We start from the raw sequence: 22,151 nt of genomic DNA, 5'->3' as shown, positions 1-22,151 counted from the left end.
ATGGCCCGACAAAGAGCACTGAATGAGAACAACACACCAACTCTCGCTCCGCTTCGCGGCGTAACCGTGCCGCGATGGCCTCGACCTTCCTGGAGGCCCTTACCTTGACGCTGTGCAGCCTGGGTTGCGATGCCCGGTAACCGTGGACCTTCACGGGGTACTGGGAATATAGCAACGGTTGGGAAATTGACAAGCCAGGTACGGAGCCAATGGCATTACCCGTCAAACAACAAGCTTCAGATTTTTCGGCGGTTGGCCACCGCCACAAAACCCACCACAGCGAACGCGAAGAACCAGCCAGCGGTTGAAACAGGGATGATACTGTTCTGGCTGATATACGAATCTGCTGCGCGCGCAGCGCCGCTCAACAGCACCAGCAAGAACATCGATTTGATTATCAGAGTCGTGCGCATACGCCCTTCCTTTAAGTAGGAAAATCAATGAGTTGGTGGCGAGGTGTGGCGGGAGATGTGGTGCTGTTGAATTGAGCTTATGGGCACAGTGACACTACGTCAATGATCCGACACCATAATAAAATTCAATGGGCATCCGGGCGATTCGTCAAAAAATCGGCAGGCAAAAAGTGCAGGGAAGTCGCTGTAGCGAGATGTGAGCGTTTCACAGATGAGAAAGTGAACGGTTCAGGCAGGTCACGCGTGGCGACCCCAGGTGATTCACTCGTCGCCGTGGGGCACCACGACCAGCAACTGCGCCGGCTGGGCCCCTACAGCACGCAGCCGATGCGGCGTTTGCGCGCTGAAATGCTGGGGCCGCAGCGCGGCCCCGCCTTCATGGCATCACGGGTGGTACGTACTGCAGCGTGGTACCCAGCGCCCACAGCAACACCAGCACCAATGGCACATGCACCAGTAACTGCACGAACGAGAAACCGATCAGGTCGCGTGCTTTGAGCCCCAGCACGCCCAGCAGCGGCAGCATGTAGAACGGGTTGATCAGGTTCGGCAAGGCTTCGGCAGCGTTGTAGATCTGCACGGCCCAACCCAGGTGGTACTGCAGGTCATTGGCCACCAACATCACGTAGGGCGCTTCGATGATCCACTTACCCCCGCCCGAAGGGATGAAGAAGCCCAGCACCGCCGAATACACACCCATCAGCAAGGCATAGGTGTCATGGGTGGCGATCTGGGTGAAGAACAGCGAAATGTGGTGGGCCAGGGTCTGCTCATCCACGCCCTTCACTTGAGTCAGAATGGCTGCAATCGAGCCATACAGCGGGAACTGGATCAGCACACCCGTGGTGGTTGGCACGGCACGTGCCACGGCGTCAAGAAAACTGCGCGGGCGCCAGTGCAGCAAGGCACCGAGCATGATGAACAGCAGGTTATAGGTGTTCAGGCCGGAGATCGCGGTAATCGCCGGTTTGGTGGCGAACTCCTGGTACAGCCAGCCGGCAGCGAGGGCCACCAACAGCAGGATCAGGATCGGGCTGTACTCCAGCCACTCACCCGGGCGGGTGCGTTGCGGCGCAGGGGGTGCCGTGAAACTGGGATCGACACCGCAGTCTTCAGCGCTGCGCGCGCTGTTCGGGCCGGGGGCGGTGGCATAGGCGATTACCAGCGAGACAATCACCAGCGCCGCCAGCATCACCCCGGACTGCCAGAGGAAGATGGTTTCGGTGAACGGAATCACCCCGGTGATCGACAGGATCGACGGCGGCAAGCTGGCCGGGTTGGCTTGCAACTGCGCTGCCGATGATGACAGGCCCAGCGCCCACACTGCGCCCAGGCCCAGGTAGGCGGCTGCGCCAGCGGCGCGGTAGTCCATCTTGAGGTCGGTGCGCCGCGCGAGGGCGCGGACCAGCAAGCCACCAAAGACCAGTGACAGCCCCCAGTTGAGCAAGGAGGCCAGCATCGAGATCAGCGCGACCCAGCACACCGCCGAACGGCCATTGGCGGGGATGCGCGCCAGGCGGTCGATCAGCCGTGCGGCGGGTGGGGAGCTGGCCACCACATAGCCACCGATGACCACGAAAGCCATCTGCATGGTGAACGGGATCAGGCTCCAGAAACCATCGCCAAAGGCCTTGGCGGTGTCGGTGGGTTTGGCCCCCATTGCCAGTGCGCCAATGCACACCAGCAGTACCGCCAAGGCGGCGAATACCCAGGAATCGGGGAACCAGCGTTCGGCCCAGTTGGAGCAGCGCAAGGCAAAGCGCGCGGAACGGCTGTCTTGGATTTCAGCGGCCACAGTGGCATTCCTTTTATTGGTTTTATGAGGTGGAGCAGTATTGCCAGGCAACACAAAAACCCTGTGGGAGCGGGTTTACCTGCAAATGCGGTGGTCAATGTACCGACGCATTCGCGGGTGAACCCGCCCCCACAGGGCAAGATCGGGTGAAGCCTTAGAAAGTCATTTCCTTGACATCATCCGGCACGATCAACTTGCCGGCGGTCTTCTCGATGATTTCCTCGACGCTTACCCCCGGTGCGGTTTCGCGCAGGATGAAGGCGCCGTTTTCGATTTCCAGGTAGGCCAGGTCGGTCAGCACCTTGCGGATGCAGCCGGCGCCGGTCAGCGGCAGGCTGCACTGCGGCAACAGCTTGGACTCGCCATCCTTGGACGCGTGGGTCATGGTGACGATGATATTGTCGGCACCCGCTACCAGGTCCATGGCCCCGCCCATGCCCTTGACCAGTTTGCCCGGGATCATCCACGAGGCGATGTTGCCCTGCACATCCACCTCGAACGCACCGAGTACGGTCAGGTCGACATGGCCGCCACGGATCATGGCGAACGACTGCGCCGAGTCGAATATCGAGGCGCCGCGGCGGGCGGTGACGGTTTGCTTGCCGGCGTTGATCATGTCGGGATCGAGGGTGCTTTCGGTGGGGAATTCGCCCATGCCGAGCAGGCCGTTTTCCGATTGCAGCATCACATCCATGTCGGCGGGTACGTAGTTGGCCACCAGGGTCGGAATGCCGATGCCCAGGTTGACGTAATAGCCGTCCTTCAGTTCACGGGCGACGCGTTGTGCCATCTGTTCGCGGGTCAGTGCCATGGTCAGAGTCTCTTTGTTGTTCTGGTGGATGGCGCTCAGGCCTTGACGGTGCGCTTTTCGATGCGCTTTTCGAAGGTGCCGACGATGACACGGTCCACGTAGATGCCCGGGGTGTGGATTTCGCTGGGCAGCAGCACGCCGGGCTCGACGATCTCTTCCACTTCCACCACGGTGATCTTGCCGGCGGTGGCCGCCAGCGGGTTGAAGTTCTGCGCAGTGTTGCGGTACACCACGTTGCCGTAGTGGTCGGCCTTCCAGCCTTTGACGATGGCAAAGTCGCCGGTGATGGACTCTTCAAGGATGTACTTGCGGCCCTTGAACTCGCGCACTTCCTTGCCATCGGCGACCGGCGTGCCGTAGCCGGTGGCGGTGAAGAACGCCGGGATGCCGGCACCGCCCGCACGCATTTTCTCGGCCAGGGTGCCCTGCGGGGTCAGTTCCACTTCCAGTTCGCCGCTGAGCAGTTGGCGTTCGAACTCGGCGTTTTCGCCCACATAGGAGGCGATCATCTTGCGGATCTGCCGGTCTTCCAACAGCACGCCCAGGCCAAAGCCGTCCACGCCGCAGTTATTGGAGACCACGGTCAGGCCCTTGACGCCGCGACGCTTGATTTCGTTGATGAGGTTTTCGGGGATACCGCACAGGCCGAAACCACCGGCCAGTACCGTCATGTTGTCGGTCAGGCCTTCAAGGGCCTGTTCATAGGTTGCAACGCGCTTGTCCAGTCCGGCCATGCTGATCCGCCTTTTGTAGTTGTTGAACCGACGAGGTTGTCGGTGAGCGTGTGTAACCATCTTCACCGCAAGCGACTGATTTGTTAATTTTGTTTTCGTCATCGATTGATAACTTTTACAAAACAAACAATAGGCCCGTCATGAACGTCAAGCAACTGCGCGCCTTTGTCGCCGTGGCCAAGTATCAGAGTTTCGCCCAGGCCGGTGAACACCTGCATGTGTCGCAACCGGCCCTGAGCCTGACCATCAAGGCCCTGGAAGAAAACCTCGGCGGTGCCCTGCTCAGCCGCACCACACGCAGTGTCAGCCTTACCGCCGAGGGCGAAGTGCTGCTGCCACTGGCACGGCGACTGCTGGCCGACTGGGACGACACCGAAGAAATGCTGCGCCAGCGCTTCACCCTGCAACTGGGCCGGGTATCGGTGGCGGCGATGCCGGCGTTTGCCGGCAACCTGCTGCCGCATTCGCTCAAGGTGTTTCGCCAGCGCTACCCCAAGGTCAATGTCACCGTGCATGACGTGATCAACGAACAGGTGCAGGAACTGGTGCGCCATCGGCGCGTCGAACTGGGCATCGGCTTCGAGCCGGACAACATCGACGGGCTGAACTTCCATCCGTTGTACATGGACCGCTTCGTCGCGGTGGTGCCCGCCGATTCGCCCCTGGCGCTGCTGCCCCAGGTGAGCTGGGCGCAACTGATGGCCGAGGACTTCGTGGCCCTGCAACGCCCCTCGGCCGTGCGCCTGCTGATGGAGCAGAATGTGGCCACCCAACATGGCAAGCTGGCCGTGGCCTTCGAAAGCCATCAGTTGGCGACCATTGGCCGCATGGTGGCCAGCGGCCTGGGGGTGAGTGCCGTGCCGGCACTGTGCATCAACCAGATGCAGGAACTGGGCGCGCGCTGCGTGACCTTGGTCGAGCCCACCGTCGAGCGGCGGATCGGCGTGATTGCCCTCAGCGAACACAAGCTTTCCACCGCAGCGCAGGCGCTGCTTGAGGTTGTACTTTCCAACACTCGGATCCCGGAGGTGACATGCGTTACGTGAAACTGGCAGGCAGGCGTGTTCCGGCCATCGGCCAGGGCACTTGGTACATGGGCGAAGACCCTGGGCGCAAGGCTGCGGAAGTGGCGGCCCTGCAACAGGGTATCGAGCTAGGCCTGAGCCTGATCGACACCGCCGAGATGTATGCCGAAGGCGGTGCGGAAGAGGTCGTCGGCCAGGCTATTGCCGGGCGCCGCGACCACGTGTTCCTGGTTAGCAAGGTCTACCCGCACAACGCCGGCCGACGCAGCATGGCCGCAGCCTGCGAACGCAGCCTTGCACGCCTGGGCACCGACTGCATCGACCTGTACCTGCTGCACTGGCGTGGCCAGCACCCGCTGGAGGAAACCGTCGAGGCCTTCGAGCGCCTGCGCGAGCAAGGCAAGATCAAACACTGGGGCGTGTCCAATTTCGACGTCGACGACCTGCGCGAACTGCACACCCCTGATTGCGCCACCAATCAGGTGCTTTACAACCCGGCCCAGCGGGGCATCGAGTTTGACCTGCTGCCATGGTGCGAAGCGCATGCACTGCCGACCATGGCCTACTGCCCGTTGGCCCAGGCCGGGCGGTTGCTGCAGCACCCTGTGCTGGCGGAAATCGCCACGCGCCATGGGGCCACACCGGCCCAGGTCAGCCTGGCCTGGGTAACCCGCCACGACGGCGTCATCGCCATTCCCAAAGCTGTGGCGCCGGCGCATGTTCAGCTGAACGCGGCGGCGGGTACGTTGAGCTTGACCCGCGAAGACCTGCGCGCGATCGACCAGGCTTTCCCGGCACCGTCACGCAAGCAGCGGTTGGCGATGGTCTAGCGAATTTTGCGCTGTGCTGTGAGGATGAGCGCCGTGCGGGCGCTCACGACCCATGGAGAAGTCATGGTGGCAAAGCAATCAGCCTAATGAAAGTCTCGGCTACGCACATCCAGCCCCTGCAACAGCGGGCTTACATCCTCCAGTCGCCGGGCGATCAGGTGCCTCACACCATTTTCCTGTTCCAGCCGCCCGCTGACCTTGAGCAGTTGCGAGCCGACCAGCGCCCGCCTTTGCCGCTCGGCAAGCTCGCGCCATACCACCACATTGACCATGCCGTGTTCGTCCTCCAGGGTCACGAAGGTTACCCCGCTGGCGGTCTGTGGCCGCTGCCGCCCCACCACCAGCCCGGCCACCGTGATGCTGTCGCCATGCTCGACGCTGTGCAGCTCGGCAGAACTGCGGCAACCCAGCGCGCGTAGCCGCGAACGCAACAAGGTCAACGGATGCGGCCCTAACGTAGTGCCCAAGGCGTGGTAATCAGCCACCAGATCCTCGCCCACCGTCGGCACCGGCAAGTTCACCGCCACCTCTGGCAAGGCCTGCACATCAGCGAACAGCGGCAGTTGCGCCTGCACCGCCGCCACCTGCCAGCGGGCCTGGTGCCGGTCGCTGGCCAAGGCCCGCAGCGCCCCACTGTCGGCCAGGTGGGCACGGGCGCGGGCATCCAGCCCGGCGCGCAGGCACAGGTCTTCGACGTCGCGCCACGGCCGCTGTGCCCTGGCCTGCTCCAGGCGCCTGACATCGGCTTCGGCCAACCCCCGCACCAGGCGCAAGCCCATGCGCAGGGCCAAGGTGCTTTGCGCATCTGGCTCAAGGGTGCAGTCCCACTCGCTGTGGCAAACATCCACTGGTCGGACCTCGATGCCTTGGCGTCGTGCCTCCTGCAACAGCTGGTCGGGGCTGTAGAAACCCATGGGCCAGCTGTTGACCAGCGCGCAGGTGAAAATCGCCGGTTCGTGGCATTTCAACCAACTGCTGGCATAGCACAGCAAGGCAAAGCTGGCCGCATGTGACTCCGGAAAGCCATAGCTGCCAAAGCCCTTGATCTGCTCGAAGATGCGTTCGGCAAACGCCAGGTCGTAACCATTGCGCAGCATGCCCTGTACCAGCCGCTCGCGGTGCGGCTCCAGGCCGCCGTGGCGCTTCCAGGCGGCCATGCTGCGACGCAACTGGTCGGCCTCACCCGGGCTGTAGTCGGCGGCGACCATGGCCAGCTCCATCACCTGCTCCTGAAACAGGGGCACCCCCAGGGTGCGCTCGAAGACTTCCTGAAGTTGCGGCGACGGGTAGGTCACCGGCTCCTGCTTCAGGCGCCGACGCAGGTACGGGTGCACCATGTCACCCTGGATCGGCCCAGGGCGGACGATGGCTACTTCGATCACCAGGTCATAGAACGTGTTGGGGCGCAGCCGCGGCAACATGGCCATTTGCGCGCGCGACTCGATCTGGAACACGCCCATGGTTTCGGCGCGGCTGATCATTGCGTAGGTGGCCGGGTCTTCGCTGGGGATGGTCGCGAGGGTCAACTGCCGGCCGCGGTGGCGCTGCAACAGGTCGAAGCAGCGGCGCAACGCGCTGAGCATGCCCAGGGCCAGTACATCGACCTTCAGCAGGCCGACCATGTCCAGATCGTCCTTGTCCCACTGGATCACCGTGCGCTCGGCCATGGCGGCATTCTCCACCGGGACCAGTTGGTCGAGCGGTTGCTGGGAGATGACAAAACCACCCGGATGCTGTGACAGGTGCCGAGGGAAGCCGATCAGCTCGCCGGCCAGCACCAGCACCCGCCGCAAGGACGGGTTGCCCGCGTCGAAACCGGCCTCGGCCAGGCGTTGCTCGTCGGGTATGCGGTCGCTCCAGCGGCCACAGCATTTGGCCAGGGCATCGACCTGATCCATCGGCAACCCCAGCACCCGCGCCACATCCCGTACTGCACCAGCGGCATGGTAGGTATTGACCACTGCAGTCAGCGCCGCCCGGTGCCGGCCATAACGGCGGAACACGTACTGGATCACTTCTTCGCGGCGGTCGTGCTCGAAATCCACATCGATGTCGGGCGGTTCGTTACGCTCGCGCGACAGGAAGCGCTCGAACAACAGGCGGTGCGCCATGGGGTCGAGTTCGGTGATACCCAGTACGAAGCACACCACCGAGTTGGCTGCAGAGCCGCGACCCTGGCACAGGATCCGCTGGCTGCGAGCAAAGGCGACAATATCGTGCACGGTCAGGAAGTAGCTTTCGTAACCCAGCTCTTCAATCAGCCCCAGCTCCTTGGCCAGTACCGCGCGCACCTTGTCGCTCGGCCCACCCGGCCAGCGCGAGGGCAAGCCCTGTTCGCACAGTTCACGCAACCAGCTTGCCGGGGTGTGCCCCTCGGGGACCAGTTCGCGGGGGTACTGGTAGTTCAGTTCGCTCAGGTCAAACTGGCAGCGCCGGGCAATGGCCAAGGTCTCGGCCAGCAGGTCGGGCGGATACAGCTCGGCCAGTTGCGCCTGGGTGCGCAGGTGCCGCTCGCCGTTGGCAAAAAGGAAGCGCCCGGCCTCGGCCACCTGGCAGTGCTGGCGGATGGCAGTCATGCAGTCCTGCAGGGCTCGGCGGCCACGTACATGCATATGCACATCGCCACAGGCCACGGCACGGATGCCCAACGCCGCTGCCAGCGCACGCTGCCGCTGCAGGCGTTGGCCATCGTCACTGCCGCGGTGCAAATGCACGGCCAGCCACAGGCGCTCGGCGAACACGCTGCGCAGCCACTGGCCGGTCGCCGTATCAGCGCTGTCATCGGCCACCCACAAGGCCAGCAAGCCTTGATGGTGCTGCAGCAGGTCATCGCGCAATAGCTGGTACTCACCCTTTTCCGCCCGCCGCCGACCCCGGGTGATCAATGCGCACAGGTTCTGGTAGCCGGTCAGGCCTTCAACCAGCAACACCAGCTTGGGGCCGTCGTGCAACTGCACTTCGCTGCCAACGATCAGCCGCATCTGGTGCGCTTTGGCAGACTGCCAGGCACGGACGATACCCGCCAGGGTGCATTCATCAGTGATGGCCAGGGCATCGTAGCCCTGCTCCTTTGCCCGTCGAAACAGCTCATCAGCACTCGACGCACCGCGCTGGAAGGTGAAATTGGACAGGCAATGCAGCTCGGCATAACCCGGAGTGTTCATGCGAACCAACCCTGCAACCACAGCGGGCCGGCCTGGCCCAGGTCGCGATAGGCCCAACCGCGCAGGCCGTCCCGGGTTTCGATGCGGTAATAGTCGCGGCGCACGTCGCCGCCATCCCACCAGCCCGACTCAATGCGCTCGGCCAGGCCCTGTACCTGGTAACCGGCGTCATTCAGCGCCACCGGCGCCTGCAGCAACCAACCCGGGCGACTGCCCGGGGCAACCGGCATAGAGCCCTGGACACCCTGCTCTACCCGCTGCCAGGCGCATTCGGGGCGGTGGTCGGCTGCCGCGCACAAGCCTTTCACGGCCTCATCGCCCAGGCGCGCGCGCAACCGCTCACGCAATTGATCCCAGGGTTGCGCCTGTTGCGGCCGTGGGTCGAACAGCGCCTGGTGCTGCGGCACGAAGGCTGGCAAGTCCTCGGCGACCAGGCGCAGGTTGCGCACCGGTGCCGGGATGCGCAGGGGCTCCAGGCGCCCACGGGCCAGTTCGAACAGCATCGCGGCATCGCGTTCGGCCGCCAGCAAGCCCACCTTGAGCAAGGTATCCGGCCCCTCCACATGCTCCAGGTGCAGGCAGAAGCGCTGCACGCCGCAGTCGCGCCCGGCCAGGAATGCCGCCAGGTCGTTGAGCATTCGCCGCAGCGGGAATAACAGTGCCTGGTGCGATTCGACGTCGAAGTTCAGCTCCAGTCGCGTTTCGAAGCGGTCCGGTGGCTGATAGAAGTCCAACCCCAGGTTACGCAGCCCCAGCAACTGGTCGAGGTGAAGCTGCACCTGCGACGCAAAGCGCCTGGCCAGGGTATCGCGCGGCAAGGCCAGGACTTGGCCCAACTGCCGCAGGCCCATGCGGGCAAAGGCTTCGGTGGCCTCTGGCGGCAGGCCGACCCGGCTGATTGGCATGTGCAGCAGCGCTGCGCGGGTGGTGTCCGCGTCGCTCACGGCCAGCCCGTCGTGCGCATTGGCGAGCATGCGTGCCGCCACCGGGTTGCTGGCCAGCACAATGCGTTGACGCAGGCCGAGCTCGGCCAGTTCCTGGCGCAGGCGTGCTTGCAACAAGGGCCAGGAGCCGAACAGCTGCAGGCTGGAGCCTACTTCCAGCAGCAGTGCCCGTGGGTAATGCAGGCTGACCTGCGCGCTGAAACGGTAGGCCCAGGCTGCCAGCAGCTGCTGCATCTGGTCGATGCGGCCGGGGTCGGTCTCGACGCAGGTGAACCCATCCGCCAAAGCATGCGCTGCCGTCAGGGTTTGCCCGGCCCGCAGGCCAAGTGCCGCCGCAGCTGGGTTGACTGCCTGTAACACGCGCCGTTGGGTCGGCCCGCCAATGAGCACCAAAGGCGTATCGGGATCGTCGCGTTCACGCAGGACGGTGTCCAGCGCCAGCTGCGGCAGCAGGATGCAGGCCCAGAGCATGTTGCATCAGCCCCGCACCGGGCAGGCGATGGGCAGCGCTGGCGCCATGCCGCCGCGGCTTTTCAGCACGCGCCATTGCGCCGGGCGGGTGTCGACGGCAATGCGCAGGGCTGCCGGTGACGGGTTGTGCGCAGCCTGTTGCGGCCTGCAGGCAAAGGCCAGGGCCTGGCCGGTTTCGGCGGCCACCTGCAAGCGCCGCAGGGCACGGTCGTCGGCACGTTCCGGCCAGCACAGCACGGCGGCGCAACTGCCCGAGCGCAGGCACTGTTCGGCAGCCCAAAGGGCATCGGCAGGTTCAGCGTCCACCTGCACCAACCAGCGAAGGTCTACCCCCGCTGCCTGCCAGGCCGGGGCATAAGGAATGAAAGGCGGCGCCACCAGCACCACCCGGCTGGCTTCAGCGCTCAGCCTGGCCAGGGTTGGCCAGAGCAGCTGCAATTCGCCACACCCTGGGCTGGCCAGCAACAATTCGCTCAGTGCTGATGCCGGCCAGCCGCCTTCCGGCAAACGTTCGTCGAGCGCAGCATGGCCGGTCGGCTGCAACCCGAGTGGCCGCGCCTGGGCCTGCCGGCCGCGCCATATCCGGCGCTGGTCAAGCAGCCGGTCGAGGTCGACCACCGCGCCCATCAGTCGCGCCTCAGCAAGCCGCAGAACACGCCTTCGATGAAGAACTCCTGCTCTGGCTGCACATCGATGGGGGCATAGGCCGGGTTGCGGGGCAACAGTCGGTAATGCTTGCCCTGGCGTTGCAGGCGCTTGATGGTCACTTCGCCGTCCAGGCGGGCAACCACGACCTGCCCGTCGCGGGCATCTGCCTGCTGCAGGATACCGACCAAATCACCGTCGAAGATGCCGTCGTCGATCATCGAGTCGCCACGCACCTTCAACAGGTAGTCGGGGGTACGCCGGAACAGGCTGGGGTCGAGCAGCAGCTGCTCGTGGATGTCGACGTCAGGGCCGATGGGGGCGCCTGCCGCCACCTGGCCCAGCACCGGCACTTCGAGGATTTCTGGCCGGCGCAGCGGTGCCGCCAGGCGAATGCCCCGCGCCTGGTTCGGCGTGACATCGATGTAGCCGGCCTGGCACAAGGCCGTGATGTGCTTGCGGGCGACGCTGCGCGAGGCAAAACCGAAGCGCGTGGCGATATCGGCCAGGCTCGGCGGCTGGCCGTGATCGGCGATACGCTCACGGATGAATTCGAAGATGGCGCGGCGTTTGGGGGTAAGGTTGTCCATGGAGCACATTTGTACTCCTTTCGAGGCGTGCTGAACAGCCCCCTTTGTCGTCAGCTTTCGCTATGATCCCCAGGCCTGTATTTTCTTGATCTGGATACCCGATGCTGACTGCCCTGCTGTTCGACCTGGATGGAACCCTGACCGACACCGACACTTTGCACCTGGAGGCCTTTCGCCAACTGCTACGGGAGCAGGACGGCCGCGAGCTGAGCCAGGCACAGTTCGATGCCCAGGTGAGCGGCCGCGCCAATGGTGAACTGTTCGCCGAGCTGTTCAGTGGCGCCAGTCGCGAACAATGCCTGGCCCTGGCCGACCGCAAGGAGGCACTGTTCCGCGACATGTCGCCCTCATTGCAACCGCTGCCGGGCCTGTTGCGCCTGCTGGAGTACGCCCAGACGCGCGGCATCGGCATGTGCGTGGTCACCAACGCACCGCGGCTGAACGCCGAGCACATGCTCAAGGCCATGGGCCTGGGCCAGCGCTTCGAGCATGTGCTGGTGGCCGAGGAACTGGCCCGGCCCAAGCCAGACCCGCTGCCCTACCTTACCGGCCTGCAGCGGCTGGGTGCCGAGGCCGGGCAGGCGCTGGCTTTCGAGGATTCTCTGCCGGGCGTGGCGGCAGCCAGTGGCGCGGGGATCTTCACCGTGGGCGTTGCCACCACGCAGACGCCGGAGCGACTACTCGCCGCGGGTGCGCAGCGGGTGATACAGGACTTTACCGACCCAGCGCTATGGGCGTTGATCGAGTCCATGCAGTGAGCCTTCGGGGCCTCTTTGCCGCCCCAGGTTTTCACCTCAACAGGCAAGATTCTGCAATTGCCCACGCTCAGGCCGCCCCATGCTGATCGACGAAGAACTGACCCTCAAAAAACTGGACACCTTCCTCGCGTTCATGCGCACCGGCAACCTTGGCCGCGCCGCCGCCGAACTGTCCACCAGCGCCGTCAGCGTGCACCGCGCCATCCATTCACTGGAAAGCGCGCTGCGCTGCCCGCTGTTCAAGCACGAAGGCCGCCAGCTGATCCCGCTGGAAAGTGCCTACGTACTGGAAAAGAAAGCTCGCCAGCTGATCCAGGACGCTGAACAGATGGTGCGCCAGACCCGCGAAGCCGCCGGTTTCTATGCCGAGCGTTTCCGCCTGGGCGCACTCTACTCGCTCACGGTGAAAACCGTGCCCAAACTGGTCATGGGCCTGAAACTGCGCCGCAGTGAACTCAACATCGACCTGACCCTGGGTTCCAACGTCGACCTGCTGCAGCGCCTGAAGAACCACGAGCTGGAAGCCGTCCTCGTTTCCCTCGACGAAAGTGTCAGCGACCCGGCCTGCGAACAACTGCCGCTGTTCTCCGACGACATCTACCTCGCCGTGCCCACCGACTCGCCCTTCGCCGGGCAGGCCGAAGTGGATCTGGCCGACCTCGCCGACTCCACCTTCATCACCCTCACCCAAGGCTTCGCGACTCATCGCGATGGCGCACGGGTGTTCCAGCAAGCTGGTTTCGAACCGAAGGTGGCCATGCAGGTGAACGATATCTTCACCTTGCTGAGCATGGTCAGCTCGGGGGTTGGCTTTGCCTTGCTGCCCGGGCGCATCGCGGCGGTGTACGAAAACCGCGTCAGGTTGATCGCCTTGCAGCCGCAATATCGCCTGCAGCAGCATATCGGCGTGGTATTTCTGAAGGCGCGGGAGCGGGAGCCGAACCTGCTGGCATTGTTGGCGGAATGCCGCATGTACAGCCTGGAACGCTGAGCTGCCGTGCAGCCTGACGCCCGTGCAGCCATACCGCCAATGCCGCCAGCCCGGCAGGCAGCAGCAGCGCAGCGAAAACCTGGGAGAAGCTCCAGCCCAGCGCCAGCATCTGCGCCCCGGCAAAGGCACTGAGCACGGCGCCGATGCGACCGATGCCACTCATCCAACTGGCCCCGGTCGCCCGCGCTTGGGTTGGATAAAAGGCCGCTGCCAACGCATTCATGCCAACACTTGCGCCATTCAGGCCAAAGCCCACGGCGCTGGCAACCACGCACAGCCAGGCGAAGTCTGTGGCCACCTGGCCAATGGCAAAAATCACCGCACCGCTGAACAGGAAGGTCAGCACCAGCACCCGCTGTGCCGGGTAACGATCCATCGCCCAACCCACCGTAACAGCCCCCAGCGGCCCGCCGATCTGGAAACAGGCCGTGACGATGGCTGCTTCGGACACCGAAAAGCCACCGCCCTCCTTCACCAGCGTCGGCAGCCAACCACTGAACAGATACACCAGGAACAACGCCAGCACGTAGCCGACCCAGAGCATGCAAGTACCAAAGCGATACTGGGGCGACAGGACAGTACCGATCGCACCGCCCGCCGGCAGGCCTTTGCCGGGCATGACAAAGGTACTGTCCGCGTTGACCTGCCCTGGCGCCAGGCGGCGAACGATGTCCAGGATACGTTGGCGATTCGCGCCTTTGCTGACCAGGAAGGTCACCGATTCGGGCAGGCGCCAGTACAGCAGCGGCAAGACCAATAGCGGCAATGCCCCGCCCATTGCCAGCACGCTGCGCCAGCCCAGGTTGGGGATCATCCAGGCGCTGACGAAGCCCCCAAACGCCGCGCCCATGGAGAAGCCGCAGAACGCCAGCGTGATCAACAGCGAGCGGCTGCGTGCCGGGGCATATTCACTGACCAGCGTGCTGGCATTGGGCATGGCCGCCCCCAGCCCCAGGCCGGTGAGAAAACGCAGCGTCACCAAGGTTTCCAGATTGGGGGAAAAGGCTGAGGCCAAGGTGAATGAACCAAACAGCAGGACGCTGCACAGTAACACCGCCTTGCGCCCATGGCGGTCAGCCAAAGGACCCGCGACCAGCGCGCCGAGGGCCAGGCCGATCAAGGCAGCGCTCAATACCGGGCCTAGGCTTTGCGCACCCAGGTTCCAGTCACTTTTCAGTTGCGGGGCAATGAAGCCGATGATGGCCACGTCCAGGCCATCAAGGGCAATGATCAGAAAGCCAAGGAACACCACCCATTTCTGGTAGCGGCCGATGGGTTGCCGATCGATCAGCTGGCGCACGTCAAGCGGGTTGTTCATGGGTATCACCTGTTGTTGTTTTTATGGGGGTGTATCGGGGCCGCGTTGCGGCCCAACCGCCAGCACACGCAACATCACCGCCGACTGAGGCTGGTCAGGTGCGCGGGCCTGATGATCCGCGTTTCCTGCGCCACCACCAGGTCGCGGGTGGCATGCAGGTACGCGGCAAAGTCCGGGTCGGCGTCGCGCGCGGCACTGCGCTTTTCAAAGTCATCGAGGCTGTCGTAGCCCCACAAGTGCACCACCTGGTTCAGCGGGCCGATGCTGCTGGTATAGAACCCCAGTGGTGGGCCGAGATGGCGTAGCAGAATCGGCATAGCCAACCGGTCGAAAGCGTCGAGAAAAGCCGCCATGCCACGCGGGCGGATGGTGTAGATGCGGTGGTCAACCACAGGCTTGTCCATCACGCCACCTCCTGCGCGTTGCCCACCGCTGCCAACCCTTGCTCGACACCTGCCAGGTGGCGCCCGGTGATGTAGCCAAAGGTCATGATCGGCCCCAGGGTGATACCCGCCCCGGGGTAGTTCCCCCCCATGATGCTGGCGCGGTCGTTACCTACGGCATACAGGCCATCGATGGCCTGGCCGTCGGCCGCCAGCACTTCGCCAACCACGCTGGTGCGTAGCCCGTCGAATGTGCCAAGGTCGCCCATGATCACCTTCACGGCAAAGTACGGCCCCTCAGCCACCGGTGCCACGCAGGGGTTCGGCTGCTGCTGCGGGTCGGCCAGGTAGCGGTTGAAGCTAGTGCTGCCCCGCCCGAACTGGCGGTCTTCACCGTGAACTGCTCCGAGGTTGTAAGCGCGCACGGTCTGCTCCAACCCTTGTGCATCGATCCCGGCCTTGGCGGCCAGCTCGGCCAGGGTCTTGCCCTTGAGCAGGTAGCCGTTGCGCAACAACGGCCCCAGCGGCATCGGCGCAGGCTTGGCGTAACCCAGGCCGTACTTGGTCAAGGTGCGGCGGTCGCACACCAGCCACATAGCCGTTTCCGCCTGACCTTCACAGGCCCCGATCAGCGCTGCGCCCACGTCATGGTAGGAATTCGACTCGTTGGTGAAACGCCGGCCCGAACGTAGCACACCGATCACACCGGGTTTGTAACGGTCCAGCAAATGCGGAAAGGCTATATGCCGCCCGCCTGCCACCGGCACCTTCGACACGGGCATCCACGCGGCGGGTGCCTGCAGACGGATATCGACCCTGGCCCCCAACGCCTCGGCCATCCGCGCACCATCACCGGTATTGCCCGCCGGCACCGGAGAAAAATGCTCGCCGCCACGCCGCACATGTGGGTAGGCCTGGCGCAGCCGTTGCACATCGTGGGAGAACCCACCACAGGCCAGCACCACCCCACGCCGGGCCTGGATGCACAGCTCGCTGCCGGCCTGCTCGGCCAAGGCACCTACCACGCGGCCACCTTCTTGCAGCAACCTCCGCGCCGGGGTACCCGTCAGGATTGGTATCCCCAGGTCCAGCGCCGAACGCACCAGCCGCGCCGCCAGGGCATTACCGCTGGTAACCTGGGTGCCACGGCGGTACAGGGCCAGCTCCTTCACATGAGTCATCAGGCGCTTGGCTACATACAGGAACGAGGTGAACGAACGGGTAGCATTGAAGAAGTGCTTGAGGTCGGCATTCGAGGAATTGAACATCATGCCGATGAAGGTGATGGTTTTCAGCGGCGGGCGCAGGCGTGCCATGTCCTGGCCGAGACCGCGAATGTCATAGGGGGCGGCCAGTATCGAACGGCCAACGTCAACGCCTCCTTCGACCTGCGGGTGATAGTCGGGGTATAGCGTAGGCACGAACTTCACGGCCGTCTCGCGCTCGAAAAACGCCACCATTTGTGGGGCGTACTGCAAGAATGCCTCGACACCCTCAGCATCGAAGCACGCGCCTGCTTCGTTGCGCAGGTAGGTCATGGCCGCCGCGTGGCTGTCGCTACCGCCGTGCGGGTTGCCTGGCACCCAGAGCACGCCGCCGGAAAATGCCGTGGTGCCGCCGAAGCAGTCGTCCTTTTCGATGACAACCACCTCCAGGCCACGTTTTTTCGCCGTGATCGCGGTCGTCAGGCCACCGGCCCCTGCACCTATCACCAGCACATCGCAATGGCGCGTATTCATTGGCCTGCCCCCTCGAAACCCGGGCGCGGGATCAGGGCCATGGGCATGCTCTCCAGCCCGCCATCCACGGTCAGCTCAGCACCGTTGATATAGTCGGCGCGGCGGCTGGCCAGGAACAGCACAGCCTCGGCGATGTCTTGTGGTTCGCCGATGCGTTGATTGGCAGTCATGGCACTGCGTTGGCGCTCCACCGCTGGGTCGGCATAGAACGCCGCCGACAATGGCGTGCGAATCAACCCAGGGCACACCGCATTGCTGCGCACACCGCGCGGCCCCCATTCCACGGCAATCTGCCGTGACAGCATGCTGACGCCGGCTTTGGCCGCGCTGTAGGCGCCGCTGTTGGGCTGCGGATAATGGGCAGCAATCGAGGCCACGTGCACCATGCGGCCTTGGCCGCGGGCCAACATCGAGCGGCCAAAGGCCTGGGCGCATAACAGGTAGCCACTCAGGTTGACCGCGAGCACCTGGTTCCAGTGTTCAAGGCTCAACGTGTCCAGTGCGCCGGGGCGCAGCACGCTGGCATTGTTGACCAGTACATCGCAGCGCCCATGCAGCGCTTGTACCTGGGCGGCGGCCTGCTCCACGCTGGCCGGGTCGGCAATGTCACAGGCCAGGGCAGTGATTTCGCCGGCACTGTGCTCACCCATTGTGGCCGCCAGTTCGCGGCATTTGCCCAGGTCGCGGTCCAGCAGCACCACATGGGCCTGCTGCTCGACCAGCGCAGCAGCCAGCGCCGCACCTATGCCACCGGCCGCGCCGGTAATCACGCAGACGGCCGAATCCAGGCCCAGCCACTGAGAGGGAATCTTGTTGTTGTGCATGCAGCTCTCCAGAGTGTCGCTTGTTCTGGGCCACAGCCTATGGCCGGCAGGCACATCGACAGAATGGACAAAACCTGCAACCCGCACCACATTCCGGTCAATTTTTCCCCGACGCCCTGAAGGTTGCGTGTCGCTGTGGCACAGTGGCCCTGTAGCGGACAGAACAATTACAACAACATGAACAAGATCCCCACTTACGCCCTGTACGGTGAAGCCGCGCAGCCGGTATGGCACGAATCCCTGCATGTGGAGCAGATTTCCAAGCGCTCTGGCGCGCACAACTGGGAAATTGCCGCACACCGTCATGACGGCCTGCTGCAACTGCTGTACCTGCAAAGCGGGGGCGGCGAGGTGCTGTTCGACAGTGACCGCCTGCAGGTGCAGGCGCCCTGCGTGGTGTATGTACCGGCGCAGGTGGTGCATGGTTTTCATTGGTCTGGACAGGTCGAAGGCCAAGTGATCACGGCTGCCCAGCACCCGCTGGAAGGCATCGCCCAGGTACTGGCACCCAGCCTCGGGGCGCAGCTGCGCAAGCCGCAGGTGATCGCCCTGCCGCGATGGCCAGCCGACGAAGACCCGCTGCTGCCGCTGTGCCGTGCCCTGCGCGAGGAGTACCACAATCGCGCCCGCGAGCATGTGGCCAGCAGCATGGCGCTGCTGCTGACGCTGGTGATTCAGGTACTGCGTCATGAGCCGCAGCTGCCACAGGCTGAGCTGCGCCCGGTGTCAAGACGCAGCCAGCAGTTGACCGCGTTTCGTGAGCTGGTCGACATGCACTATCGCGTGCATTGGCCACTGGCGCAGTACGCTGCAGAGCTGGGCATGACCCCGGCTACGCTGGGCCGGCTGTGCCAGGAGCACCTGGGCATGACGCCAATGAACGTGATCAATGCCCGGCTGGTGCTGGAGGCCAAACGCATGCTCGGGCATTCGAGCCTGAATGTGAAGGCAATCGCGCACGAGCTTGGGTTTGCCGATGTGGGCTATTTCAGCCGGTTCTTTCGCAAGCAGGCGGGGGTGAGCCCCAGCGGGTTTCGGGAAGGCCAGTGAATGATCAGGCCAAAGCCCGCTGCACCTCGCCCACGGTGCTCGCCAGGCTGTTCAGGTGCAGGTTCAGCACACGCTCGACCGGTGCCTGGTCCAGCGGCCAATGCAAGGCGATGCTCCCGGCCAGGCGCCCTTCGGCATGCACCGGCAAGGCGATGGCACGGATGAGGTGCGGCAGGCGCACCGGGTACTCCCAATGCCCTTCGGTGCGCTGGCCAAAGCCCTTGTGCGCCTCTTCCTCGATGGCGCGCAGCACGGTTTCGTCACCGACCCGCGCATGGGATGCCAGGCGCTTCACTTCATCCACCGCCAGCTCGCCCAGGCAGGCCCGCCCCATCGCCGAATGAAACAGGCTGGCATGGTGCCCGACGATTTGACAGGTGTGCGGGTACCGCTTGCGCAAGACCTGGGGGATGGCGCTTTCCATCACCTCCAGCCGCTCACCGTCGAAACACGACAGGTCCACCACCAGGCCAGTGCGCTCACTCAGCTCCAGCAGCAGTGGCGCAGCGCTTTCCACGAGGCGCCGCTTGAAACGCAGCTGGCGGTCGCCATACAGGCGACGCGCACTCAACCGGTAGCGCCGGTCACTCAGGCCACGGTACACCCAGCCTTGCTCCTGCAAAGTGGCGAGCATACGTGACACCGTAGCCTTGGGCAGCGCGGTCAGGTAATGCAGCTCTTCAAGGCCCAGTGCCTGGTGTTCGCCGAGCAGGTCGACGATGGCCAGGGCCCGTTCCACCGAACGCACGCCGCCATTGTCTGCCGTGATGCCCATGGGTATGACCTCCTTGTAGCGGGATGGTCAGAATAGCCAGCAAGATCCGCGCCTGCATGGCGCTTTCACGGCGCCTGCAGGCCCTGCGGCGGGCAGCGCGGCACCCAACGGGTGAGCTGCTCATGGGCGAATGCCAGCTGCAACACGGCGTGGTCAGCCTGGGCCGGGCCTATGATCTGAAGGCCCATGGGCAAGCCGGCCGCATTGAAGCCAACCGGCACGCTGATGCTCGGCAGGCCGGCCAGGGTCGGCCCGATCACGACCTCCATCCAGCGGTGATAGGTGTCCATCGTCTGCCCCCCGACCACCGTTGGCCAGGCCTGCTGTGCATCGAAAGGGAACACCTGGGCCGAGGGCAACAGCAGGAAATCGTAACGTTCGAACAACTTGGCCAGTGCCCGGTACCAGTCGCTGCGGTCCAGCGAGGCCTGGTACAGCGTCGCCGCACTCAGTTGCAAACCGCCCGCCACCTCCCACTGGGCTTCGGGCTTGAGCAGTGCCCGCTTTTTCGGGTCGGCATAGGCCCCGCCGAGGTTGCCGTGCACCAGGAAATGGCGGTGGGTCAGCCAGCATTGCCACAAACGGGCAAGGTCGAATGCAGGCTGGCAGGCCTCGACCCGACAACCCAGCTCGGTAAAGTCGGCCAGCGCTGCCTCACACAGGTTCATCACCCCGTCGTCCAGCGGCAGGTAGCCGTTGTAATCGCCCAGCCAGCCCACCCGTACGCCACGGCAGTCACGCTGCAGCCCGGCAGTAAAATCGCGCCGCCCTTCACTGAGCGACAAGGGCGCCCGCACGTCGACGCCGGCCTGGATCGACAGCAGGCGCGCCACGTCGGTCACACTGCGGCCCATTGGGCCCTCGGTAGCCAGCTGCTGCACGAACAGCTCCGGTGCCGGCCCGTGCGGCACCCGCCCCTGCGAAGGGCGCAGACCGAACACGTTGTTGAACGCTGCCGGGTTACGCAGCGAACCCATCATGTCGCTGCCGTCGGCTACCGGCAGCAGGCGCATGGCCAGGGCAGCCGCCGCCCCGCCGCTGCTGCCGCCCGCCACACGCTGGTGGTCGTAGGCGTTGGTGGTAGTGCCAAACAGCGTGTTGTAGGTCTGCGAGCCCAGGCCGAACTCGGGCACATTGGTCTTGCCCACGATCAGCGCCCCGCTCGCCCGTACCCGCGCCACACTGATCGCGTCATGCTCGGGAACCTGCTCGGCAAACAACGGCGACCCCATCGTGGTGCGCAGCCCGGCAGTGGCGGCCAGGTCCTTGATGGCCTGTGGCATGCCATGCATCCAGCCGCGCGAATGGCCCAGGGCCAGTTCGCGGTCGCGCTCGTCGGCCTCGGCCAGCAGCGCCTCGGCCGGGCGCATCGACACCAGCGCATTGACCTGCGGGTTGCAGCGCTCGATGTGCGCCAGGTAGGCCTGCATCACTTCCCGGCAGGACAGCTGGCGGGCATGGATGGATTGGGACAACGCCTCGGCGTCAAGGGCCACGATGGGGTCGATGGCTAGCGGCTTCACGGTTTCACTCCAAGGTTGAAGGCGGCAGGTTTGCCCGCACGGGGTGCTTCTTTCAGGCAATAAGTACCCAACAGGGTCAGAAGACAGGCAAACAATACGTAGAACGATGGCGCAACGGGGGTGCCGAGCACTTTCGTCAACCAGGTGACGATCAGCGGGGCGAAACCGCCGAACACCATTACCGCCACGTTATAGGCCACCGAAACACCCGTAGAGCGCACGTCGACCGGGAACTGCTCGGCCAAGGCAGTAGGTGCCGGGCCGAAGAACCCGCCGATGGCCGTGCACAGCAGCAGTTGCATGACCAGCAGTCGCTCCAGGGATGGCGCAGCGGCCACCCACACATACAGGGGGTAGACCATCACGAAGAACGCCAGGGTGAAAGCCATCAGCACCGGGCGTCGCCCCAGCCGGTCAGACAACGCTCCGGCCAAGGGAATGACGATGGTCATCAGCCCTACGGCAAGCATCTGTACCAGCAGCACCTGGTCCAGCGGCAGGCCGAGGCTCTTGTGGGCAAAGGTCGGCATGTTCACCAGCACCACGTAGAACGACACCGTCGCACCACAGGCCAGGCCCATCGACACCAGCAGGCTGCGCCGATGCTCACGCAGCACCTGCATCAGGCTCGGCGACTGGCCTTTGGCCTGGCGACGCGCCTCGATGAACTCCTCGGGGTCTTCCATGTGCTTGCGGATCCAGAGGCCAACCGGGCCGATCAGCAGGCCCAGCACGAACGGGATGCGCCAGCCCCAGCTGTCCAGCGTCTCGGGCGAGCACAGGTGGGTGACCAGCGCCACCATCGTCGCGCCGGAGAATACCGCCAGGCATTGCCCCACCAGTTGCCAGGAGCCATACAGGCCCTTGCGATGGGCCGGCGCGCTTTCCACCAGAAAGGCCGTGGCGCTGGCATACTCACCGCCAGTGGCAAAGCCCTGCAGCATGCGCGCCACCACGATCAGCAGCGGCGCAGCCATGCCGATCGCCAGGTAGTCCGGAGCAAAGGCGATCATGGCGATCGACACGGTCATCAGGCGGATGATCATCTGCATGGCAGCCTTGCGGCCTCTGCGATCGGAATACATGCCCAGCAACACGCCACCCACCGGGCGCATGAAAAAGCCGACGCCGAAGGTGGCCAATGCCATCAGCAGCGAGGCGTATTCGTCGTCGGACGGGAAGAACTGCCGGGCGATGATGCTGGCCAGAAAGCCGTACACGATAAAGTCATACCATTCCAGGGCGTTGCCGATAACGGCGGCCACCACTTGCCGGGTACGCGACACGCCGGTGCTCGAAGTCTGCATAGGGAACACTCCACACAATGATTGGGTGATCGCCCGGGCGCGGTCGCGCCCAGGTTCCAGC

19 protein-coding genes and 1 pseudogene are annotated in these 22,151 nt (G+C 64.5%); 5 read left to right on the top strand and 15 right to left on the bottom strand.

The window, feature by feature from the left end:
• Window positions 1-236: 236 nt before the first annotated feature.
• The 4 genes from eppA to OO258_RS07820 all read right to left on the bottom strand — a co-directional run bounded on the left by eppA (window position 237) and on the right by OO258_RS07820 (window position 3,753).
• Window positions 237-413: an EPS-associated small membrane protein EppA gene (gene eppA / locus OO258_RS07840; RefSeq protein ID WP_009682731.1), complete on the bottom strand. Its 177-nt coding sequence runs from the start codon at window positions 411-413 to the stop codon at window positions 237-239.
• Between the two features lie 376 nt (window positions 414-789).
• Window positions 790-2,208 (bottom strand): short-chain fatty acid transporter, encoded by a 1,419-nt coding sequence (locus OO258_RS07830; protein WP_266029610.1) that lies wholly within the window; start codon window positions 2,206-2,208, stop codon window positions 790-792.
• A gap of 154 nt (window positions 2,209-2,362) precedes the next feature.
• Entirely contained in the window at window positions 2,363-3,019 is a 657-nt protein-coding gene (locus OO258_RS07825) for a CoA transferase subunit B (RefSeq protein ID WP_266029609.1), read from the bottom strand.
• Window positions 3,020-3,054: 35 nt separating this feature from the next.
• Complete coding sequence (locus OO258_RS07820; protein WP_266029607.1) at window positions 3,055-3,753, bottom strand: CoA transferase subunit A; 699 nt, start codon at window positions 3,751-3,753, stop codon at window positions 3,055-3,057.
• A 140-nt stretch (window positions 3,754-3,893) separates the two neighbouring features.
• Between OO258_RS07820 and OO258_RS07815 the strand changes: the two genes are divergently transcribed.
• Complete coding sequence (locus OO258_RS07815) at window positions 3,894-4,799, top strand: LysR family transcriptional regulator (RefSeq protein WP_266029606.1); 906 nt, start codon at window positions 3,894-3,896, stop codon at window positions 4,797-4,799.
• Window positions 4,787-5,608, top strand: coding sequence for an aldo/keto reductase (locus tag OO258_RS07810; RefSeq protein ID WP_266029604.1), 822 nt, complete (start codon window positions 4,787-4,789; stop codon window positions 5,606-5,608). The genes OO258_RS07815 and OO258_RS07810 overlap by 13 nt, the downstream gene beginning before the upstream one ends.
• Window positions 5,609-5,691: 83 nt before the next feature.
• Here the strand turns inward: OO258_RS07810 and OO258_RS07805 are convergent, their stop codons facing one another.
• The 4 genes from OO258_RS07805 to lexA are packed head-to-tail and all read right to left on the bottom strand — an operon-like array spanning window position 5,692 to window position 11,431.
• The gene (locus OO258_RS07805; protein WP_266029602.1) at window positions 5,692-8,772 is read right to left on the bottom strand and encodes an error-prone DNA polymerase; all 3,081 of its coding nucleotides are present in this window, start codon (window positions 8,770-8,772) and stop codon (window positions 5,692-5,694) included.
• On the bottom strand, window positions 8,769-10,187 hold the full coding sequence (locus tag OO258_RS07800) for a Y-family DNA polymerase (protein ID WP_266029601.1): 1,419 nt from the start codon (window positions 10,185-10,187) through the stop codon (window positions 8,769-8,771). Before OO258_RS07800 ends, OO258_RS07805 begins: the two co-directional genes overlap by 4 nt.
• A gap of 6 nt (window positions 10,188-10,193) precedes the next feature.
• A complete protein-coding gene (gene imuA, locus OO258_RS07795) occupies window positions 10,194-10,814 on the bottom strand; it encodes a translesion DNA synthesis-associated protein ImuA (protein ID WP_266029599.1) in 621 nt (206 codons plus the stop codon).
• Window positions 10,814-11,431 (bottom strand): transcriptional repressor LexA, encoded by a 618-nt coding sequence (gene lexA / locus OO258_RS07790; RefSeq protein WP_110745312.1) that lies wholly within the window; start codon window positions 11,429-11,431, stop codon window positions 10,814-10,816. The genes imuA and lexA overlap by 1 nt, the downstream gene beginning before the upstream one ends.
• 92 nt (window positions 11,432-11,523) lie before the next feature.
• Between lexA and OO258_RS07785 the strand changes: the two genes are divergently transcribed.
• On the top strand, window positions 11,524-12,180 hold the full coding sequence (locus OO258_RS07785) for an HAD family hydrolase (protein WP_266029598.1): 657 nt from the start codon (window positions 11,524-11,526) through the stop codon (window positions 12,178-12,180).
• Between the two features lie 79 nt (window positions 12,181-12,259).
• Window positions 12,260-13,171 (top strand): LysR substrate-binding domain-containing protein, encoded by a 912-nt coding sequence (locus OO258_RS07780; protein WP_110745314.1) that lies wholly within the window; start codon window positions 12,260-12,262, stop codon window positions 13,169-13,171.
• Here OO258_RS07780 and OO258_RS07775 read toward each other — a convergent pair.
• From OO258_RS07775 to OO258_RS07760, 4 genes and pseudogenes are all read right to left on the bottom strand, one after another.
• A pseudogene (locus OO258_RS07775) lies at window positions 13,107-14,489 on the bottom strand (MFS transporter); the annotation flags it as partial. The gene OO258_RS07780 and the pseudogene OO258_RS07775 overlap by 65 nt on opposite strands.
• A 74-nt stretch (window positions 14,490-14,563) precedes the next feature.
• Window positions 14,564-14,893, bottom strand: coding sequence for an NIPSNAP family protein (locus OO258_RS07770; RefSeq protein ID WP_266029596.1), 330 nt, complete (start codon window positions 14,891-14,893; stop codon window positions 14,564-14,566).
• Window positions 14,893-16,611 carry an FAD-dependent oxidoreductase gene (locus tag OO258_RS07765; RefSeq protein WP_266029595.1) on the bottom strand — a complete coding sequence of 573 codons (1,719 nt, stop codon included), beginning with the start codon at window positions 16,609-16,611 and terminating at the stop codon, window positions 14,893-14,895. Before OO258_RS07765 ends, OO258_RS07770 begins: the two co-directional genes overlap by 1 nt.
• A complete protein-coding gene (locus OO258_RS07760) occupies window positions 16,608-17,435 on the bottom strand; it encodes an SDR family NAD(P)-dependent oxidoreductase (protein WP_110745318.1) in 828 nt (275 codons plus the stop codon). Before OO258_RS07760 ends, OO258_RS07765 begins: the two co-directional genes overlap by 4 nt.
• A 177-nt stretch (window positions 17,436-17,612) precedes the next feature.
• On the opposite strand from OO258_RS07760, the gene OO258_RS07755 reads away from it, so the two are divergent.
• Complete coding sequence (locus OO258_RS07755; protein WP_266029594.1) at window positions 17,613-18,485, top strand: helix-turn-helix domain-containing protein; 873 nt, start codon at window positions 17,613-17,615, stop codon at window positions 18,483-18,485.
• Window positions 18,486-18,489: 4 nt separating this feature from the next.
• Here OO258_RS07755 and OO258_RS07750 read toward each other — a convergent pair whose 3' ends face one another.
• From OO258_RS07750 to OO258_RS07740, 3 genes are all read right to left on the bottom strand, one after another.
• Complete coding sequence (locus OO258_RS07750) at window positions 18,490-19,260, bottom strand: IclR family transcriptional regulator (RefSeq protein ID WP_266029593.1); 771 nt, start codon at window positions 19,258-19,260, stop codon at window positions 18,490-18,492.
• Window positions 19,261-19,325: 65 nt separating this feature from the next.
• Window positions 19,326-20,783: an amidase gene (locus OO258_RS07745; RefSeq protein ID WP_266029592.1), complete on the bottom strand. Its 1,458-nt coding sequence runs from the start codon at window positions 20,781-20,783 to the stop codon at window positions 19,326-19,328.
• The gene (locus OO258_RS07740) at window positions 20,780-22,090 is read right to left on the bottom strand and encodes a citrate-proton symporter (protein ID WP_266029591.1); all 1,311 of its coding nucleotides are present in this window, start codon (window positions 22,088-22,090) and stop codon (window positions 20,780-20,782) included. Before OO258_RS07740 ends, OO258_RS07745 begins: the two co-directional genes overlap by 4 nt.
• Window positions 22,091-22,151: the final 61 nt, after the last annotated feature.

The sequence above is a fragment of the Pseudomonas sp. DCB_BI genome (assembly GCF_026240995.1).
Classification (GTDB): domain Bacteria; phylum Pseudomonadota; class Gammaproteobacteria; order Pseudomonadales; family Pseudomonadaceae; genus Aquipseudomonas.
Note: the sequence above shows the minus strand (reverse complement) of the source record. Positions and strands in the feature narration are given on the sequence as shown.